Origin of the sequence: Photorhabdus hainanensis, from assembly GCF_018448965.1 — a bacterium.
Lineage (GTDB): Bacteria > Pseudomonadota > Gammaproteobacteria > Enterobacterales > Enterobacteriaceae > Photorhabdus > Photorhabdus akhurstii.
On the sequence record NZ_RCWD01000060.1, the window covers coordinates 1 to 19760 of the forward strand.

A 19760-nucleotide genomic window follows, 5' to 3' on the forward strand; every position below is an offset into this window, starting at 1 on the left:
TGAAATAAACTCATGAATAGAAATGCCTTTTTGGAATTGAATCTGATTTTTAGCCATTTTCATTTACCTCCACACAGACTTATTTTAAGTATACGCCTATGGGAGCTGAATTTAAGTGATAATCAGGAAAAATTATGGCATATGGTTACTATGTATAACTTATACTATATCTATCCTGATATAAAAGACATTCAAAATCCTCAAAAAATAATTACTAATAAGTGACATTTTATTATAATATAAGAAAGAAGTATGAATAAAAATTAGTTATGTATAAGGAGAAAATTGAAGATGAAATTAATGAATAAAAATTTATCTATTGTTTTAATCATATTTTCTATTTTTGTCTCTGTTTATTTTATTTTTTTCAAAAAATGGGATGTTAGAGAGGCCATTGCCGATTATACCAATGAACATTGCCAAATAAATCAGGAATGCTTAATTGATTTAAGTAAAATAACACCATTTCATTGGGATCGTGCCTATATATTCCCTACAGGAACTCGTCCTAAATCTATAGAAAAGGCGATTGGTATGCATTATCAATTTATTGATGTTGGGGTGAAATTTATTTTTATCAAAAACAAAAAAATCGTTTATTTTGAAGAATACTTCCCTTATCCTGATTATCGTGACAAAAATCAAATTGTACCTAATTTTGCCAGTTTACTATATCCAGAGAGTAATTTCCCTGAATATTACTTTTTAACAAAAGAAAACAGTCAACTGTTTATCAAAAGATATCATGGCACATCGAGCAAACGTAAGCGTAATATGTTCTATGAGATATCTCCCTCAAATGAAAATCAATCCGAAAAAAATAACCTATATAAGGAATAGTTGCTTATTTTTATAGAAAATATTGTTGGAAGTGTAAGACGCTATGGTTTTGCTTTACAGTTAGCGGGCATTTTATGATGGTTTAAAAGGCATGTTGGCTCTACTATGGTATGAAAGTGGAAAAATATATAACCTGCAATTTACTATTTTGAAAAGTTGTTTATTGTCAATTGGAATTATTGAAATATTCAATATACGTAGCAATAAAAAGATCCCTCATTTGAAGGATCTTTTATAAAAGAACAAATTAATCAGATTTACGATTAATTATTTCGCCATTAGTTGTACTAGCTTCGGTTTCATTACTATACGTTTTCACCAAAGGTATTTTGCCGGACAATACACCTTCCTGAACTGCTTTAACAATTCCGCTAACAGAATCAGGTAATGCAACGTTACCGCCTTTACTATTGTCATAGCCGGTAACAGATTGTTGCTCCACATTTTGGGTATTAAGAATGACATTACCTTTCTCGCTACCAATCTGTCCGCCAATTAGATGAGTATTTCCTGTTACATCTAAATTAACCCCTTGATTACCGGAAATAGCCGATTGTTCGCCGACATTTTCTCGATCTTTAATATCGACATTGCTTTTAAGTTTACCTGTAACCCCATTAATGCCTTTAATATTATTAAGACTATCAAACGCAGAGGTTAATCTTTCCTGCCATCCTTTCGGTTGTGGCTCTTCGGTTGGGTTTTTAGCTGGATCATCTTTCAATATCTCATCTTTCGACACATCGTCTTTAGACGAATCATCCTTAGTTGACTCGTCTTTAGGGATATCGTCACTTTTTACTTTGGATTCTTTGGTGTAATTCATGCCAGCATCAACACCGACATTTAACCCATGTTCAGTATCCTTACGGCTTTCAACTCGTAAATCACCACCAATATTGCCTTTTACCTGATCTGCCTCTATCCGTGCTCCGGCAACTGTCGTATCACCGCCGCTATTGATCACGACATTTTCACCTTTGATATGGCTATTACGTTGGGTTGTTGCTTGCAGGCGATCAATACCTGCTTTGACTTCCCCGCCGAAGTTCTGTTTTGTGGTCGTGGTGGTAGTGTCATCTTCCGCTTTCTTGATCGAACTTGCATTACCTCCATTGCCTTTCAGGTTAAATTCCCAACCATCGTTATTAATGCGATCCTGAGCAGATACCAGTTCAACATTACCTTGTTTAGCATTCAGGTTGATTTGCTTACCGGTCACTTCAGCGCCTTTCAACGTCAGGTTATTGCCAGCACTTAGATTGATGCCTTGTTTACCGCCAATCTCACTGACCTGAGCTGTGGTACTATTCTTGCTATCTGTGTTGTAACCGCCGCCAAGACCGATATGCACATTCTTGCCTTCTGGAGAGTTCCCCCCTTTAGCTGATGCTTCGCCGTTATAACCGGTCGCTGTTTTCGTTATGCTATTGGTGGCGTTATCAAAACGGATATCACCTTTAGCATCGATATTGGCTTTGCCGGCGCCAGCATTCAGAGATGTGCCTTGATATTCGGCATCCCTTTCGACACGGATATTAATGTCATCCGCTGCGGTAATCCGGCTGGTTACTGCTTCGGTTGTCACAGTATGGCTGCTTTGTGTGCCGCCTTTGCCTTTACCATTACCAGAGATATCTTCACCGGTGGTGGTGTAAACACGTAAGTCAGCATTGCCGCGGGTTTCACTGTGGCTGCTTTGGCGGTGATTCTGTGCTGCTTCACTGTTATGGCTACCGGCAGTCAGTGTAACGTTACCCTTATCAGCACGATATTGAGTACCTTGGTCATACAGTTCGCCGTTGGTTTTAATGACGATATCGCTAGCCTGAACAGAAGTCACAACCGCTTCGGATTTTTTGTTCGCGGTTACGATGCTACTGCCGTTAGCGGCAATATCCGCTCCGAAATTGGGTATGCCTTTTTTGGTTAAAGTGCCATCCAGCGCAGATTTAGCGGGTTCTTTGACCACTTTCTCCATTGGGCGAGTGACCGCGCTATAATCGACATTGACGCCAATATCTGTGCCAACTTGTAGTTTGTGGTTGGTATTTGCTGTCGTATTCGATACGGCCAGATTGCTGACTTTGCCTGCCTCAGCGGTATAAGCGCCATTGACTTCATGCTTCGTCCCTTCCTGAACCAATTCACCGTTGGTTTTAATGTGCAAATTACCTGCGATTTGAGAACCGGAAACAACGGCAGTTGTACTGGTATGATTATTGTTGTTACCTTCATAACTACCATGAATACCGGAACCGACTTTATCGATTCCTCCGGTAAGATAGGCGCCAACGTACTTTTTACTCTGAGATTTCTCTTCGGATTTTTTATTATCCGCGGCTAACAGATGAACATTCGCACCGGTGATCTTAGCATCACCTGTAGTCGTCACCAGATTGGAACCACGCAGGGTGACATCTTTATCAGCATCAAGAGTGATGCTACCTCCACTTAACGTGGAAGCTTGCTGTGTTATCGTCTGATTTTTTTGACTGTTACTGGTATGTTCAATACCTACTCCGGCACGATACTGTTTGTCCCCCTTTGGTTGGAAGTGGCTTTGCGGCTCCAGAGAAGTGCTTTGTTTATCAACCTGTTTCTGTTCGCCATAAGAGAGTACTTTGATATTACCGGATGTGTTCAGGTTAAGTGCGCCGCTACTTCGCACCTGACTGCCAATAATATTGATATCTTCATCACCGAGTAATTTGAGATCCGCTTCAGAAACCAACTCGCTGCCATGAGATTTCTGTTGCTGGCTATTGGTTCTTTTTGAACTATTAGTGATGTTGAGTACGGTGCCTGTTCGCTCATCAACTTTCTGGTCGATATAACTGACCGCATTATCGATGGTTAATTTACCACTATTAGCATTTACAAAAGCACCTTGGGTCGCTTTCACTTTGCTGCCGGTGATGGCGATACCCTCATAGCCTGACAGCAATAAACGCCCATTCGCCGTTAATTCAGATGCATGGCTGGTTTCTTTCAGCTCGCTATTGTCTTTATTCCCACCGCCGCCGATACCGCCCCAGTATCTTTTATCATCATATACAGCACCGCTATTAGCCGTTTTCTGAACATCGATTTGCAGTTGTTTACCGGCTTCCAGAGTTAGATTTTGACCTGCGTGGACTTTCGCCCCAAAAATCTCGGCTTGATTTCCTGCTTTAATATCAAGATGACTACCGGCTTGTAATTCACTGGCAATCAAGCGCTCGGTCTGTTTACTCACTTCCCAACTTCCGGTCTGCAATTTAGCCGTGTGATTTTTTTTATAGCCTTTTTCTGATGATGTTTCTATTTCAGTTAAACCGGCAATCTGTACATCTTTTTTCGCGGTAACGGCCAGCTTATCGTTGGCATTTATTTGGCTGCCACGGATCTTAACATCGCCTTCAACGGCATTTAAATTCACATTCTGCCGGGCGGTTATCGTATTCCCTGCCTGATGCAGTTTTTCACTTTCCCGAGTCACCTCATGGCGCCGGGAATAACTCCATTGGTTATCAATATTTTTAGTGGATTGCTTTAACTGCTGCCCATCTAAAGTCAGATTAGCGCCACTCAGATTAACATTATCACCCACGATATCAGTGGCTGTAATTCGGTTATTACTGTTGGCGACCAATGAGATATTTTTGCCTGCTAGTTGAGTGCGGGCGAGTGACTGGCTACTTTTACTATTATTGACATAAGAACCGCTGAAATAGCTTTGGTAATTATTGCTGCCATCACGGCTATATGCTGATTCGCTGACTTTGCCTTTTACTTCAATATTATTACCTGTGAGCGCAACATTTCCGCCTTGCAGGTGTGCCGCTTCTAAATTGAGATTACCGTGGGAATTAACCGTAATCTCATCACTGGCAGTGAGAGAACCTTGCAAATTAACTCCACTGCCTTTTGCCGTATTAAGTAGACGGATACGCCCGGCTTGCATACTGCCGAGATAATAGCTATCCAGCACACCGGTTAACTCTTGTTGAGAATCAATGATTTCCCCTGTGGCTGAGGTTTTATTTTCGCCACTGATTACATTAATCTCTTTCTGAGCGGTGACTGGGCCTCGGTTATCAATTTTCGGTGCGATAAGATCAAGGATCGCATTGGCGATTAAACCATCCGATTTAATTCTCAGGCTGTTCTGATTATCAAATGTGCTGAAACCTTGTAAATTACCTTGTTCTACCAATGGATTACCCACCACCAGAGACGCGCGGTTAGTATTAATAAAGCCACATCCATTACAGGTAATACCGTTTGGGTTTGCCAATATATAATCTGCTGCGATACCAAACACTTCCTGTTGACCTAATAACAGGGAAGGGTTCCTGCTGATAACTTCATTCAGAATCAGACTGGCGGCTTGACCATTTAAATTAGGGTTAGCGGCGAGCTGACCCGCTAATTGTGATTGTCCCTCCTTCAGCGCGTTATTTAGGACGACGCCCATCTGACCGACGTTGTAATCCAGATATTGGTTATGTGACAGCCCGGAAGAGGAGGGTGTCACGATATTCACAACCGTTGCTTTACCTTCGGCAGCGAAAATATCGGGATGGTGTGCTGGATCGCCGCCACCAACGATTTCACTGGCAAAACTGGTAGAACAAGAGACAAGAATGATTGCCATAGAAGCGGCGAGCTTGCCGGTAGGGGATAACCTGAATTTTTTGTTTTTCATACATTAAGTCTCTATATATTTAGTTATATTGCTGTGTGTACAGCGTTGGGTACTGCTTAAAACCATCAAAAGGTGTAAGAAAAACGGACTAGCACCTGAATGGGCTCATCAGATGCTTGGCGATTGGAAAGTAACTTTCCTCGGCTGGTTTCTATATCGAATACCATGCGCTGGTATTTCAGCGTGGCGCCGGAACTGATACCGGCGCTGCTTTGCCAACCTTGTGGGCTGCGATATCCCTGAACCCGGCCGGTATCAATGCCGATACGCATTGATAATGTGCTGCTGGCGAGGGGAAATGTCCGGGACAGTGTATTTTGCAAATACCAGCCGTTATCCCCGGATAGCGTATTTTTGCTAAATCCCCGCACTGCATTCCGATCAGTGATATTTAGCCATTCGACGCCGGGCAGACCGCGCCGGTTGTATTGTCCATAAAACAGGTTATTGAGCTGATAAAGCGAGTTGAACAGCATAAAACGTTGATGCAGATTGACCATCAACTTGCCTTTGGTGAACTGTTTATCGAGATAAGAGGTGCCGATTTGTGCTCCAAACCAGGGCAAACCTTGTTCAACGCTCAGATTGAGCGTGATTAATCCGGTTGGAATGATATGTAAATGATTAACGCCGAGTTCAAAGACACTCAATGTTTGGCTACTGACGCCAATCTTGGCATCGTTGATGTAATTATTGTAATTCTTGTAAGTCAGTTGCCCGCTGACACTATTAATTTGAGATTGATTACGATAGAAGGCAAAATCAGAACGCATGCCGATTTGCTGAGTATCGCCATAAATCTTTATGGTTCTCATTTGTAAATGGGGGCGGCTGGCATATTGAGAATAACTACCGAACCCACTGAATGTCGCGGCGCCGTAGGGCACTGAATAAAGCAGAGTATAAGCACGGCTATATCGGTTTGATGGGCTATCTAACGTACTACTGGCATTCAGGCTGATGAAATCGGATAAACCAAATGGACTGTCAAAACTGGTATTTGTGCGGACCAGCCATTTCCCAGTGCTCTTTTGCCCATAATTATCAGTTTTGATATTCAATAACCAAGGCTTACTGCGCTGATTATGCAGTTTAATCACCGAACCGCCATTTACCGTTCCCGGTAAAATATCCAGGGTGGTTTTATTGGACTGTAGCCGGTTAGCTTGATCTAAACCTTGATCGAGTTGCGTGATATTGAGCGGTTGTTTTTCCAGACCGGGAAATAACATACGACTATTCACCCAGCGATCACCGCCTTCAATTTTCTCAATAAACCCTTCGATAAGGTTTAGCCCTAACTCTCCATCGGCATTAGGCGCAATAAACTGAATACGGGCGGTGATATAGCCTTTACTGATATAAAGGTGAGTCAGTTCGTGGCTGAGCCGATTGATATCATGACTGCTGATACACTCCGGGGACAAAGCGCTGAGCGTACTTAAATCCCGAACCGAGAGCAGAGAAATCCCTTTAAGGTAAACACCGGTTAACGGCAGACATTGCTTAGATTCGGGCAATACTGGCGCAGGAGTTGACTCAGCAACGGTATTAGCCTGCTGCTTTAATTGCTGATATCGGCGTTGTTCTATCAGTTGGTTAATTTCCCGGGAACTATCTTGCAGCGTTCTTCTCGCCTCAGTCATTGGCAGATTATCATTTACCTCTGCCGGTGAAGCGATTATCTGAAAGGAAATACAACCCAATATTAAAATAGATATTCTTTTTATCATTCATTCACCGATAAGGATGATATTTTATTCCATAAAACATAAATATAGGGTGATAGCCCGATAGTAATGACATGCGTATTGGCTAGTTTATTTGTTATTAAAGCACACTCCTGGTTATATCTTGCTCTGATTAACGAGTGGCGTTTCTTTTATATCTCGATTTTCTATTAGAAATTTCAATTAGTTGGTTATTCGGATAATAATGAGTTAATAAGAGCAATGATTTTATTGCTTATTAATGAATTAACTTAAGTGGAATAAGTAACAGGTGATGTTTTTCTTAAATAATAGCGTGGGCTGTACTAGGAAGATTTTTGAAGAAAGGAAAGTTTAATCGAAGAAGGTAAGAATAAGCTAAATTTTAATTCACTGTTGTTTAGCTTGATAGACGATAATGTCAGATGTAATAGTTCCTGTAAGTTATTTTAGCTAAAGAAATAAATAATAGAGAGAAAATCATTTGAACCGATGACGGAATAATTGTCGGAAGATTGTTAAAATCATGGAGAAGAATAGACTTACCTGGATGTTAAATGCTTTTCTCTATACGGTGGTGATATTATTATATAAATTAGTGTTTATTGCGGACATTTAAGTAAAGTGAAAAATAAAAATACTGGAAAACTATTTTAATAATTTTCCAGTAGAAAATGACAATATACAAATGATTAGTTATTAGTTACTTCAACATATGGATCATATCGATAATAGCCTAGGAGTTTTTTGCCGTCATAAGCAGCAAAGAACCATGTATATTGCTCTACACCTGGTCTATGAGCTATTGCTTGGAAATAACTGTCTTGAGATTCAACAAAAATTACCTTAGGTTCATCCTCATTTGCATTAATTCCTGAAGGGACCATTGGAACTTTTTTGCCTATAGGGTTCTGTGACCATATTTGTGATGGGACAGAGACGACATCTTGTCCTGTACTAAGCTTTTTGAATTTATACAGTATAATTGTATAGTCGAAATTATTGGATACAGTTGTAGCCCTCCACCTAATATTTGCATTAATAGGAACAGTTACGCGGGCGCCAGATGAACTCGCCACTTTTAGTCCAAACTCTGGAGTATAATTAGCTATATATACATGCTGACGGATAATTGTTGGATCTTTAGGGTCCAGAGAACTTTTAAGATTATTAGTGCTAAGATATTCAATTATTGAATCAATATCAATAACAAAGGTCACATCAGCTGTAACAGCGTTCCTGGTTATAGCAATATCATCTTTACCCTGAATGATTTCACTCATTATAACACCTCTTTACATATTTAAACTATTTATTAGGAATTGAAAGATTATTTTGTTTACTAATTATTATTCTAATAACTTTCTTTTTATATGATTAACTATTAAAGTTGAAACAGCTACTGGTATAAATGATAGTTTATATGGGAAAATTACTCATATATTTATCAGGTGTTACTTTATATAATTCAATATATTAATTAATTTATTGTTGTAAATAATAAAATATAAATTTTCAGAGTAAAATATTAAATAATCACTTATATTGACTTGAAAATAGTTTAATGTTACTCATATAGCCATAATATATTTATATATATTGTTTTACCAAATTACTAAAGTTATGATCTTAGTGGTATAATTTCTATTGTTTACGAATAATACATGGTGGCTTATCAGATTTTGCTTCTGTATAACAGTAAATAATCATTCTATTTATTAAATGTAATTAATAACAGGTGATGTTTTTTAAATAATAGAGCGGGATGTAACAGGAGGATTTTTAAAGGAAGAAAAGTTTAACCCAAACAAACAAGTAATAATCTGGGTTTTAATTCACTGTTATTCGGTTTGAGAAATGATAATATCGAGTTTAATATTTTTTTATAAGTGTTTTTGGCTAAATAGTTAGTATGGAGAATATCATCTGAATTAATGGCGGAATTAGTTGTCAGAAGATTTTTGAATTTATGGGTGGGAATAAATTTTACTTATATAAATAAGACTTCATAATAGTGCTACACTCATTTTTTGCCTTCCTGGATTTTGCTGTGATGAAAACGATGCCAAAAAGACATCAACATAATTAAGCGACTGCCACATAAATTGACAACAATGATTTCGCGTTATTGTCTTATGGAGCGATTGCCATAACCGTTATATTTTATTTAGCCACGGTGAATAGACCGGTAAAAACAACAGAGTAAATTTGGGATGTTGTGCCAGCCACTCCTTTACCTTCTGACTTTTATGAATACCGTAGTTATCTAAGGTTAATGTGAGAGTTTCCGCATGGGGATATTGATGATTCAGTTCATCTAACATTTTGATAAATAAATCAGAGTTCTTTTTTATTCCTTTAACATAGGTGACTTGCTCTGTCTGGGCATTGAAGCAACCCGCAAGGTAATGTTTTTCATTTTTTCCCGGGGTGATAACCCGTTTTTGTTATCCTTTGAAACACCAGTCCGCGCCGATTTTCGGGTTTAAATCAAAATTCACCTCATCTTCATAGAAAATGGCATGTTTTTCTGAAATATTCGTTTTGGCTTCCGTGATCTTTGCCATTTTCTCCTCATATTCAGGATCAGGTTGTTTTACCGTGGGCGCCGCTCTGCGCCAGACAATCCCCGCCTGAGCAAAGTAACGATAGAGGACACTTTGTGTCAGAAAGAGATTGAGTCATTCATTAAGAGTATGAGTCATAAGCTCAAGGCTCTAGCGAGAGCATAATGTAAACCACTCAACCCAACGATTGACGGAAGAGCGCGCGGCATGAAGGGTTTTGGCGACATAAGTCACCGTCAATCCCTCATTGAGCGTCAACAACGCCGTCAATCGACGGGAATAGTTCTTATCGCGGGTTTTATGGATAAGTTTTCTCATTTTCTGGCATTCATGTTGAGGTTTGGAATTTTTGGTAATTGATCAGATCGCAAAAATCGGACTGAGTTCCCTCCCAGTGATCTATTATTTTGAAAATTTATTTATTGGGAGATTTTATTGATAAATTAATAATGTCATTTAACTTAATTATTATATGAGTTGATGTCTGTCATAGATATTTAGGTGAAATTGAGAAAGTGAAAAATAAAAATACTGGAAAATTATTTTAATAATTCTCCAGTAGAAAATGACAGTATATAAGTGCTTAATTATTAGTTACGTCAACATATGGATCGTATCGGAAATACCCTAAGAGATTTCTACCATCATAAGCGGCAAACCACCATGTATATTGTTCGGAGCCTCTTTTCAGAGCTATTGCTTGAAAATAACTATCGTTAAGTTCAACAAAATCTAGTTTAGGTGCGTCCTCATTGGCGTTTACCCCTGAAGGAATGACTGGAACTTCTTTACCCCCAGGGCGCTGTGACCATATTTGTGATGGGATAGATATGATATCTTGGCCTGAACTTAGCTTCTGGAATTTATATAGTACAATAGAGTAGTCGAAATTATTAGATACAGTTGTCGCCCTCCATCTAATATTTGAACTAATGGGAACAGTTATATTGGCGCCAGATGAGGAGGTAACTTTTAGTCCATCCTTTGGAGTATAAGTGGCTATATATACTCCAGAGTTGATTGTTGTTGGATTGAGGGGGTCCATAGATATTGCAGGATGTCCCTGCATAACGGAGTGACGAATTTTCTCAACATCAATAACAAAGGTAACGTCAGCTGTAACAGTATTGTTAGATAAAATAGTATTAGTCATTATAACTACTCTTTATATTTTAACGTTAATGATTTGGAATTTTTTATTCTCTAACTACCTCTTGGGTTAATAATTAACTATTACAGTTGAAACAGCTACTGGTATAAATCATAGTTTATACGGTAAAATTACTCATATATTTATCAGGTATTGCTTCATATAGTTAAATATTTTGGTTGATTTATTCTTTTTAAAAAACAAAATATAAAGTTTTAGATTAAAGCATTAAGTAATTACTTATATTTGCTTTAAAATAGTTTGATATTCTTCATGTGGTTATAATATATTTATATATATTATTTTACATGATTATTAATATTTTAATCTTATTGATATAATTTCTCTTGTTTACAAATAATACATTGTGGTTTATCAAATCTTGCTTCTGTATAACAGTAAATAATTATTTTCTTTATTAAGTGTAACTTTTGCTACTATAATAAATATTAGGATTCGCTATCAATATTCTTAATTTTCAAGAGGACATTGAATGAATATTTATCGACCATATACCTTACCTTATAATTTTCATAAATTAGACGTAGATCCCCATTTTGTGGCTGAAATTTGTGAACTTATTAACAAAATTTCGGGGTTTAGTTTGTTCTCCCTTTTATTAAAGGCGCGTTTTCCTATATCTAACCGAGAAGTGTATTTCTTTAATAATTATCATGAATCTTGGAGGGCCATTTATATAGAAAAAAAGTATTGGATGATTGATCCCGTTCTCAATTTCCGACCAGTGCCGCCCTCTTTTTCAAAAATATGGGATTTAGATTTTTTTTCCAAATCTAATGGGCAAGAGCTTTGGTATGTGAATCAGAAATATGGTTTTCGCTCTGGGATCACCTTTGGTCTTCCTGCGTTTTCAGGAACTTATGGAGTATTTTCTGTTGCGGGAAAAGAGGGGCCTATTGATAACGAGACAATGTATAAATGTAGTGGAGAAATTTTAGGAGTATATATTAGGATAATAAGATACTTAACATCACACACAAAATATTTACAATCGTTCTATATCGATAATACTTCATTTTCGCATAGAGAACTAGAAGTATTAAGATATACCGCAGATGGGATGACATCAAGTGAAATTGCATCAACCATTTGTGTCACTAAAAGCACAGTTGATTTTCACCTAATGAATATCGTCAAGAAACTGGATTGCAAGAATAAATTCCAGGCAATAGCTAAAGCGGCATTACTTGGCTATATATAATTAATATCAATTTGCAATTATCAAATGATTATATTTTTTACCTTATAAATTAACTGAATGATTAATGCTATTGCTCAAATGGATTATTAGGAGAATTTGAACAAAAACTGACTTTTTACCTTCGTATCTTTATTGGTGCCGTTGTAAATAGGAATTGGAGAGATTTTTCTGATAAGAGGACAATGATATCTATTCAAAATATAAAATCAGGCTCAACCAAATGCATTTTTTCTTTGGCAGAATTGTAATCTTACGGTTCTGCCTGTTTTTTGTTTAATATATGAGTGATTTAAAGGATAGCAATAATTTTTTGAGTAGCTTTTAGTATTCCTACCAAATCAATAATCCTCCTTTAAGATATTTATCAATAGTAAACCATTTCACCAGATAATTCATAGTGCTATTTATTAAATAGTATCTAATAATATCCACTGGAATCATTATGCTCATTATGCTCATTATGTTCGCGATTGCTATCCTGCCAGATATGGTACGCGAAAATAAAGGTGTGGCAGCTTTTGCCAGCTTCATAGGTTTTATAGTATTTAATCTGGGGATCAACTTTTATTTAACAACCACAGGTATCTTGCCAATGGCAGAATCCACAATATTGAAAACCAACAACATTCAAAATATTCTTGGCATTCAATCCATTGATACTGGTATTTTGGGGGCGGTTATAGTCGGCATTATTGTTTATCTACTTCATGAGCATTGTAATACCATCCGATTGCCCGATGCATTGGCCTTTTTGGACGGAGTACGTTTTGTTTCTATCATAACGACATTAATTTTAGCTATTACGTTATTTTCCGATTTGATATCATCCGACTTAATATCAAAACACCAAGATGTGAAATTGATAATAATCACAAAGTGAATAGATCTCCAGCAGTTACGATATAATATTCCGGCAATGCTTGCTGCTTTAGGGGGTAAAGTAAAGATAACATCGTGTCACTGGATACTTGTATTACTTGTCTTCATTTATCTGTTAAAAACATATCCTTGGTTGATAATGAAAAATTGAAGAACTTACGGATACTGGGGATTATTTATCTCAATCAACATAATTTACAAGTCGTTATCGGGCCGCAAGTACAATCAATAAAAGATGAACTTGATGCATTAATTTAAGGAAGAAAACAATGTTTGACTTTGACACCCCGGTTAATCGCCGTGGTACTTGGTATTCCCAATGGGACTATGTTGGAGATCGTTTTGGCGCTGATGATCTTCTCCCTTTTACCATCTCTGATATGGATTTTGCTACTGCTCCCTGTGTGATCCAAGCGTTACAGAAACGCCTGGATCATGGCGTGTTCGGTTACAGCCGTTGGCAACATGAAGAATTTCTTGGTGCTATTCGTCATTGGTACCAACGACGTTTTAATTGCGAAATTAATACAAATTGGGTGGTTTATGGTCCTTCTGTAATTTACATGGTGTCGCAATTAATTCGTATTTGGTCTGAAAATATCGTTGTTCACACTCCTGCGTATGATGGTTTTTATAAAGTTATTCAGGGGAATAAGCGACGGTTGCTTCCTTGCTCACTTGAGAAACAAGGCAATAACTGGGTGTGCGATATGAATCAACTTGAAACTTTGCTATCGCAACCAGAAACCAAGAGATAAAATTATAAAACCAGATCGGATTTTAGATAATATAGTCATTAGGTATTTTTTGATAAAATATTAATTAAATAATCGGAAGATAATTTCATTAAATAGCAAGACAAAGAGTTTAATGTATTAATGTAATTTATTTTTATTAAAATATTAAATTGTGTGAAATAATTTTATGAATGAATGCCAATATTTAAAAATAATTTAATTAACGGTCTGGTAAATTATTTTATATAATCATCTTTCAATCATAAATTATTTCTATAACAATAATCTCATTTGGAGTAAAATGATTATAGGTTCTGCTCTATCCTATATTGATAACAGGGGAAATGTAATAGTTTATTTGTTAGTGTAGTTACCATCATGAAATTTATTTATTTGTATGTTTTAGTTCGAATAAATATGTTTCTATGGTTATTCGACACTTAAGTGGAATTTATCTAACTTACGTTGAAGCACTATTATTAGAGAAGCTGGCTAAATGTCTGAACTGGGATTAAGGATGTTTTCAGGAATCTCCAGTCTTCGCCTCGGTAGGTTAATAAATGGCCAAGGCGCGTTCTAAAGCAGAAGCGGCGGTAAATAAAGTCGTGAAAACAGAATGTTATTTGTAGTGGTCCACTAATTTAGGATACATTATTAGCCTTCTTTCCAGAATTCCTCTTTCTCTACCGGGGTAGCGCCATCATTAAAGCGGTAAGGACGGCACTGATTGTAATAACCCATCAGCCATTGGCCGATATCTCATCCGGATAGCTTCTTCTCTCCGTTTTCCTGGGCGATAAGCTGCCAGTTTTTCAGCTGCTGACTGAGTGAAGTGATTTCGCGTTCGGCAAACTGGGGAAGTCGAAGCCTAGGGCAGGGTGAAGCTGCTGCCGTTGTGGTCATCGGGGCTGGTGAGCGCCAGCATACTGACATCCCGCCAGTCGTGGGGCACGTTGATGGTGCCGGCGTTAAAGTGAAAAGGGATGCACGTCTTTTTTTGAGTCATAGTCTTTTCCTGCTAAAAAATGAGATAGAAAAAAGCAATTTATTTAATATGAAATAATTATTGGGCGTGCCATTTTCCGACTTCTGATAAAAGCAACTTATTCCCTTGAGTGATTTCTAATATCCCGTCGAGATATATTGTATATGTCGTACCACGATTCATGAATTCATAACCATATAAGTTACAGGTTCCTGTCTGACAGTTTTTATTTAATGTTTTCCCTTTAAGCGTCAGCGTGGCGTTATCTTTTTTTCTGACTCCAGCATACATCACGTTATCACAGGTGACTTCACCTTCGGGACAAAGAACATGAATAGTGATAATAAATTTCTTTGTTTCCAATGATGAAGTATAAGACGCAAACGATGTATAAGAATGTGAAATGGAAATAATCCCAATAAGAATAGAAAACATTTTTTTTACCATTTTTCATAGACTCCATTATTAAATATTTTTAACTCAGCTGCTCGTCGGTTTATTAAGCCTTGATTGATCTTACCTTGTGATTTATTCCATACTTTCCAGATATCATCAATGCTGTCATAACCTGTCTTCGCATTTTCATTATTTTGACAACAAATGCTATTAAAAACCATTATTTTTAACTTCTGAAATGACATTATTTTTAATGTTTTTCTTCATAAATCAGCCAATAACCTGATGATATAAAGATACCTCTTTTTTAGCGCTAAAATCCTGCTAAGTTAACTGTTTTACGCCTGACTTATTACATTATTATTTATGATTTTCTTCGTGAAATAACGGTAAGAAAACATCTGAATATTAATTTTTTCGGATATTGTTCTTTTAACTGACAATTGTTTTTCAACTCTTTATTAGTGGTTAATGGGTTTTGATCAAATATAATTAACTTTTTTGTGAAAATTTCATTTGTTCAGTTAAATCTGTCTTTTATATAAACGTTTCAATATTTCTATAGTTGGCATTTTTAAATGATAATAGCAAGTTAGATAAATATAAAATAATCGGAGTATTGAATCGTTGATAAATGAATTAAATATAGTAAAATAAATAAAATCGTGTTCGCTCTGAGTTTTATAATAGCAGGTTGTAAACTGCGGTTAAAAGTTGTTGTTTTAACTTATGGTTTTAATCGGTATAAAATTTTAACCGTTGTTTTTATTACTTTTAGTACCTGCTTTTTATATTTACTGATTTACTGATTTACTGATTTACTGATTTACTGATTTACTGATTTACTGATTTACTGATTTACTGATTTACTGATTTACTGATTTACTGATTTACTGATTTACTGATTTACTGATTTACTGATTTTTTTCTACTTTCATCATTATCGTATCGCTTATGAATAAGGTTTATTGGAAAATCGCAGGAACTTCCGGCAATGTGCTATGTTTATATAGTCTTATCGTACATGCTTAACTCGTACTCTTCCTCACTTATAACAATAACTCTCATTGGGTTCAGTAATAAAATACACACATCGAGCGTTCTATTTAATGCATAACAGCTAGATAAAAATTTTTGTAAATCAACAATATTAAACGGAAATATCACTATTCCTTCAAAAAAATATAGTAAGCATAGTCTTCACCAATATGTATTTTAGAACGCATATACGAGTACATTCCCTCCTCTTTTGCAGGAATATTTAATTTGTATTGTGGCGTTTCTTTTTCTTTCAAAATATTGCTATATACTTCCTGGTGCCATTGAAAATTTTTTTCATTAGATAAAGATATAAATATATTTTAAATCCCGTGAATTTTGTCAATATATCTCTTTGTTCTTAGCAGTAATAACTTATCTTCAAGTTTATTATTCATAAATAGGGTGATCATCGATTTTAGGATCGGTTATCTTCTGATATCTGCCTTTTTTAAAATCAGAGGAAGCCTGTCAGATGAAGGACGTAATCTATAAGCTCCAGTGCTCTAGCTTAAAATAGGTATGCTTCCGGTAGATCTCGAAGGATCTTTTCGGTTTTATTTATTATTTAATGCAACGTAAAACTAAATTATTGCTTTTTCATTGATGTAATTATTACATCTGGTTTCTTGTTTTCTTTGTTTTTAATAAAATCACTAAGGTGTTCATGATCAAATGTATCTCCATTAAGTTCAATTAGAGAAATAGAGTGATTTATGAATAAAACTAATTCCTTAAGTTCATCAACAGATGCTTGAAACGTGATTTCATTCAAGCTAACCAAGTCACTATCTTCTGATTCATAACCATATATTTTCATGTTATACCCTAATACTATTAACTAAGATATTAATCTGGTGGCGTCCATCCATGATCACGGAGCCATTCAATCGCGCCCTGATAAAGTCCCATATCCGCCAGCAGCTCTTTTTGATGGTAATCCCCGTAGGCCAGCGCCAGACTCTTTATTAACTGTTCGTCAAAAGAATAGGATTAAAAATAACTAATGTCTTTTTATCTTTTTTATACCACACTGCATAACTCTTTTTTTAAACAGAAAAAATATTGTTTCTAATTTAGCGTTTTGATTAAAAGAAAATAAATATCGATAAATGTTTATAATATTTAACCTGTCATTACATTCGTCATTTACTTTATTTGAAAGTTATCGTATTTTATGTTATCAACTAACCCTTGTTTCTTTCTTATAAGATATCATTTTCTTTTTCTCATCTTTTCTTTAACTTGATCTTGGGTAGATATTTTTATTCTATCAAGGATATCCTTTTCTGTTTTTTATAATCCTCATGAAGATAAAACTCTGATGCTAGATCAGAGAAAAATCACTCCAAACCATGTAGTTACCTGGTATGTCTTGATCGAAAAGCAGCTTTAATGCTCTGTCTTTATTATCAATCATTTCATATTCATTAAACTTTTCAATAGAACCGGATAAGAATCCGAGCTTTTAAAAAATTCAACAGTTTCCATATGAAAATTTATTATCTCACCCAGATTAAATTATCCTAAAATTTTACTCCAGAGATCAAAGATGCTTTGTCTTACTTTTTAATTTACGTCTTCCCCCTGAATATTAGTGTTATACCTATCTTTGGATTTAATAATATTGCCATTCGCCATATCTTTTTTAACTATAATTTTGTAGTTTGAGTCACATTATTTCGATATGGTATTGATTGATGTAGATTTATTTTATCCAGAGCATTGCATCAGTATATCCGTGATTACCTTTATGCCTTGCCATTACACTAACCAGTCGGCGTCGGCGTGGCATGGGTATTCACCACGGTGAGAAAGAAACCAGCCGGAAGCGATTCCGGCTTTTTGCGATTTCAGGGAGAAAACAGAATAAAATAACTAAAATATAGCATATGTATATATTTACTATGAGTTTTATATTTCTTTGTATTATTCCTTTGTTTATCTTCTTATTTATTTTATATTTTATATTTTATATTTTATATTTTATCGATTTTAAGATATATATTTAATATATAAGTCCAACCCTGTAAGATATTTATTTTAAGTATAAAAATAACAAAACCGAAAGATCACGGGGATCTTTCCGGCTTCTTAATAAAATTAAATATTTAACCTATACAAAACTGATAAAAAATCGGTGAATGTATGACTGATGAGATGAACATTACTCATATCTGGCAACTCTCCTTCATCTGCTTCAAATTCATGATCCCAAAAAAACACCCCAGAAATATCGTTTGATAAAGAAATCAATACCAAATTACCACCTGAATCATGAGCTATTGGCAAAAATTTTGGAGGAATCCTATCTTTATAATCAATAAAGTAATTTCTTAGATCATGATGTTTTTCACAGCCTAAATTAAGAAATCGATCAACAGATGAGCCATCCTCTTCATCATTTAAAAAGAGAAAAGCATCAGGATCAGGATAGCCCCCATTATATTTCTTTAGAAAATTACGATAGTCATTTGGAAGAGAGTTTCCTATCTCATTTTCAAAATCAATGATTGAACTTTCGTCAATTGGTCCTTTAAAATCAATAATATTAGTAACCATAATTTATTTTCCCTTTGGACATTTTTTCGTAGCTACTCCACCTGTATGCTTCACTTTGCTATGTAGATCTGTTGGGATTAGCTGCATATAACCTGAATCATGGTGATGATGCCACGTATATCCGGTTGGTCGAGGATTACTTCTGCTATATCCTGCTTCTGCCCTGGCAAAATCAACCGTTCGGTTTTTTCCAAGCTCAATTCTTACGTTCTTAATAGAATATCGAGAAAAATCTGGAAACCCTGAATGGGTAAATGGCACACCATGCGGATATTTATTTCTTATTTCAACTGATAACTCACTTGCTGGATATATTTTCCCGGCATGCTTGCTATTAATTGGTAAGCGGCCTTTCACCTTCCTGACCATACTCCCAACTATACCAAGACCAGATAAACCCAGCGGATCTATAAACCCCGTTGGATTTCCAACGTATGAATATAGATTTTCTCCCCCAAGTAGCCCGATTGGATCTATCCAGTTTACCGGATTAGGCACGTAACTGTACGGATTCGGACCCCCATCTAGCCCCAGCGGGTCAATCCAGTTGACCGGATCATGGACATAGCTGTATGCCAAGATAGATCATCAGAAAGCCGGAGGATCTCGTGGGATCTTTCCGGCCTATATATTGTATTAGATATTATTCATCTAAATATGGAGATCTATATCTTTGTAAATAACGTTTCGTAATTATGCTACACATAGCCTTCTTCAACCCATTGTTATACATAGAATTACCTGATTACCATCGAATCTCAGCTAGCTTGAGTAAATACTCAGGTATAGGTGCTGCCCGGATACATGAATAAATAAGCTGTTCGAATGTTTTTTTAAGGTTAAAGCGCCAATTGAACCTGAAACAGAATTCGGCAAGATAACGAGGTAAATACTTTTTGCTAATCGAATGATATGTTCCGCGTATCGAATTTTTTACATTACTTATCATTGTGTTAACCCACTGAAAATAAGGAAGCTTAACACT

13 protein-coding genes and 3 pseudogenes are annotated in these 19760 nt (G+C 36.1%); 5 read left to right on the plus strand and 11 right to left on the minus strand.

Features of this window, described 5'->3' with window-relative positions; translation table 11 throughout:
* Positions 1-291 precede the first annotated feature (291 nt).
* Positions 292-840: a hypothetical protein gene (locus EAE92_RS22760; protein ID WP_214069691.1), complete on the plus strand. Its 549-nt coding sequence runs from the start codon at positions 292-294 to the stop codon at positions 838-840.
* A gap of 247 nt (positions 841-1087) precedes the next feature.
* On the opposite strand, the gene EAE92_RS22765 is transcribed toward EAE92_RS22760, so the two are convergent.
* From EAE92_RS22765 to EAE92_RS22785, 5 genes and pseudogenes are all read right to left on the minus strand, one after another.
* On the minus strand, positions 1088-5530 hold the full coding sequence (locus EAE92_RS22765; protein WP_214069692.1) for a hemagglutinin repeat-containing protein: 4443 nt from the start codon (positions 5528-5530) through the stop codon (positions 1088-1090).
* A 65-nt stretch (positions 5531-5595) separates the two neighbouring features.
* Positions 5596-7263, minus strand: a complete 1668-nt coding sequence (locus EAE92_RS22770; RefSeq protein ID WP_214069693.1) for a ShlB/FhaC/HecB family hemolysin secretion/activation protein — start codon at positions 7261-7263, stop codon at positions 5596-5598.
* A 668-nt stretch (positions 7264-7931) separates the two neighbouring features.
* Entirely contained in the window at positions 7932-8522 is a 591-nt protein-coding gene (locus EAE92_RS22775) for an inclusion body family protein (RefSeq protein WP_214069694.1), read from the minus strand.
* 723 nt (positions 8523-9245) lie between these two features.
* Positions 9246-10124 (minus strand): annotated as a pseudogene (locus tag EAE92_RS22780) (IS630 family transposase).
* A gap of 265 nt (positions 10125-10389) precedes the next feature.
* Positions 10390-10959, minus strand: a complete 570-nt coding sequence (locus EAE92_RS22785; protein ID WP_214069695.1) for an AidA/PixA family protein — start codon at positions 10957-10959, stop codon at positions 10390-10392.
* Positions 10960-11449: 490 nt separating this feature from the next.
* Between EAE92_RS22785 and EAE92_RS22790 the strand changes: the two genes are divergently transcribed.
* The 4 genes and pseudogenes from EAE92_RS22790 to EAE92_RS22800 all read left to right on the plus strand — a co-directional run.
* Positions 11450-12178 (plus strand): LuxR family transcriptional regulator, encoded by a 729-nt coding sequence (locus EAE92_RS22790; protein ID WP_214069696.1) that lies wholly within the window; start codon positions 11450-11452, stop codon positions 12176-12178.
* 442 nt (positions 12179-12620) lie between these two features.
* A pseudogene (locus EAE92_RS25495) lies at positions 12621-12980 on the plus strand (PTS transporter subunit EIIC); the annotation flags it as partial.
* Positions 12981-13132: 152 nt separating this feature from the next.
* Complete coding sequence (locus EAE92_RS25500; RefSeq protein WP_425516796.1) at positions 13133-13315, plus strand: hypothetical protein; 183 nt, start codon at positions 13133-13135, stop codon at positions 13313-13315.
* An 11-nt stretch (positions 13316-13326) separates the two neighbouring features.
* Positions 13327-13809, plus strand: a pseudogene (locus EAE92_RS22800) (aminotransferase class I/II-fold pyridoxal phosphate-dependent enzyme); the annotation flags it as partial.
* Positions 13810-14662: 853 nt separating this feature from the next.
* On the opposite strand, the gene EAE92_RS22805 reads toward EAE92_RS22800, so the two are convergent.
* From EAE92_RS22805 to EAE92_RS22830, 6 genes are all read right to left on the minus strand, one after another.
* Positions 14663-14800, minus strand: a complete 138-nt coding sequence (locus EAE92_RS22805; protein WP_214069698.1) for a DcrB/PsbP domain-containing protein — start codon at positions 14798-14800, stop codon at positions 14663-14665.
* A 57-nt stretch (positions 14801-14857) separates the two neighbouring features.
* On the minus strand, positions 14858-15226 hold the full coding sequence (locus EAE92_RS22810) for a hypothetical protein (RefSeq protein WP_214069699.1): 369 nt from the start codon (positions 15224-15226) through the stop codon (positions 14858-14860).
* A 1576-nt stretch (positions 15227-16802) separates the two neighbouring features.
* Positions 16803-17033 carry a hypothetical protein gene (locus EAE92_RS22815; protein ID WP_110087411.1) on the minus strand — a complete coding sequence of 77 codons (231 nt, stop codon included), beginning with the start codon at positions 17031-17033 and terminating at the stop codon, positions 16803-16805.
* Positions 17034-18316: 1283 nt separating this feature from the next.
* Entirely contained in the window at positions 18317-18775 is a 459-nt protein-coding gene (locus EAE92_RS22820) for an SMI1/KNR4 family protein (protein ID WP_214069700.1), read from the minus strand.
* Positions 18776-18778: 3 nt separating this feature from the next.
* A complete protein-coding gene (locus tag EAE92_RS22825) occupies positions 18779-19354 on the minus strand; it encodes an HNH endonuclease (RefSeq protein WP_246545360.1) in 576 nt (191 codons plus the stop codon).
* Positions 19355-19520: 166 nt separating this feature from the next.
* Positions 19521-19760: transposase (locus EAE92_RS22830; protein ID WP_214066812.1), on the minus strand; the 240-nt coding region annotated here is incomplete at its 5' end.

Bases quoted from the DNA above. Each gene is read 5' to 3' on its own strand.
- EAE92_RS22760 (WP_214069691.1), top strand. From the start codon at position 292: ATGAAATTAATGAATAAAAATTTATCTATTGTTTTAATCATATTTTCT.
- EAE92_RS22765 (WP_214069692.1), bottom strand. From the start codon at position 5,530: ATGAAAAACAAAAAATTCAGGTTATCCCCTACCGGCAAGCTCGCCGCT.
- EAE92_RS22770 (WP_214069693.1), bottom strand. From the start codon at position 7,263: ATGATAAAAAGAATATCTATTTTAATATTGGGTTGTATTTCCTTTCAG.
- EAE92_RS22775 (WP_214069694.1), bottom strand. From the start codon at position 8,522: ATGAGTGAAATCATTCAGGGTAAAGATGATATTGCTATAACCAGGAAC.
- EAE92_RS22785 (WP_214069695.1), bottom strand. From the start codon at position 10,959: ATGACTAATACTATTTTATCTAACAATACTGTTACAGCTGACGTTACC.
- EAE92_RS22790 (WP_214069696.1), top strand. From the start codon at position 11,450: ATGAATATTTATCGACCATATACCTTACCTTATAATTTTCATAAATTA.
- EAE92_RS22805 (WP_214069698.1), bottom strand. From the start codon at position 14,800: ATGACTCAAAAAAAGACGTGCATCCCTTTTCACTTTAACGCCGGCACC.
- EAE92_RS22810 (WP_214069699.1), bottom strand. From the start codon at position 15,226: ATGGTAAAAAAAATGTTTTCTATTCTTATTGGGATTATTTCCATTTCA.
- EAE92_RS22815 (WP_110087411.1), bottom strand. From the start codon at position 17,033: ATGAAAATATATGGTTATGAATCAGAAGATAGTGACTTGGTTAGCTTG.
- EAE92_RS22820 (WP_214069700.1), bottom strand. From the start codon at position 18,775: ATGGTTACTAATATTATTGATTTTAAAGGACCAATTGACGAAAGTTCA.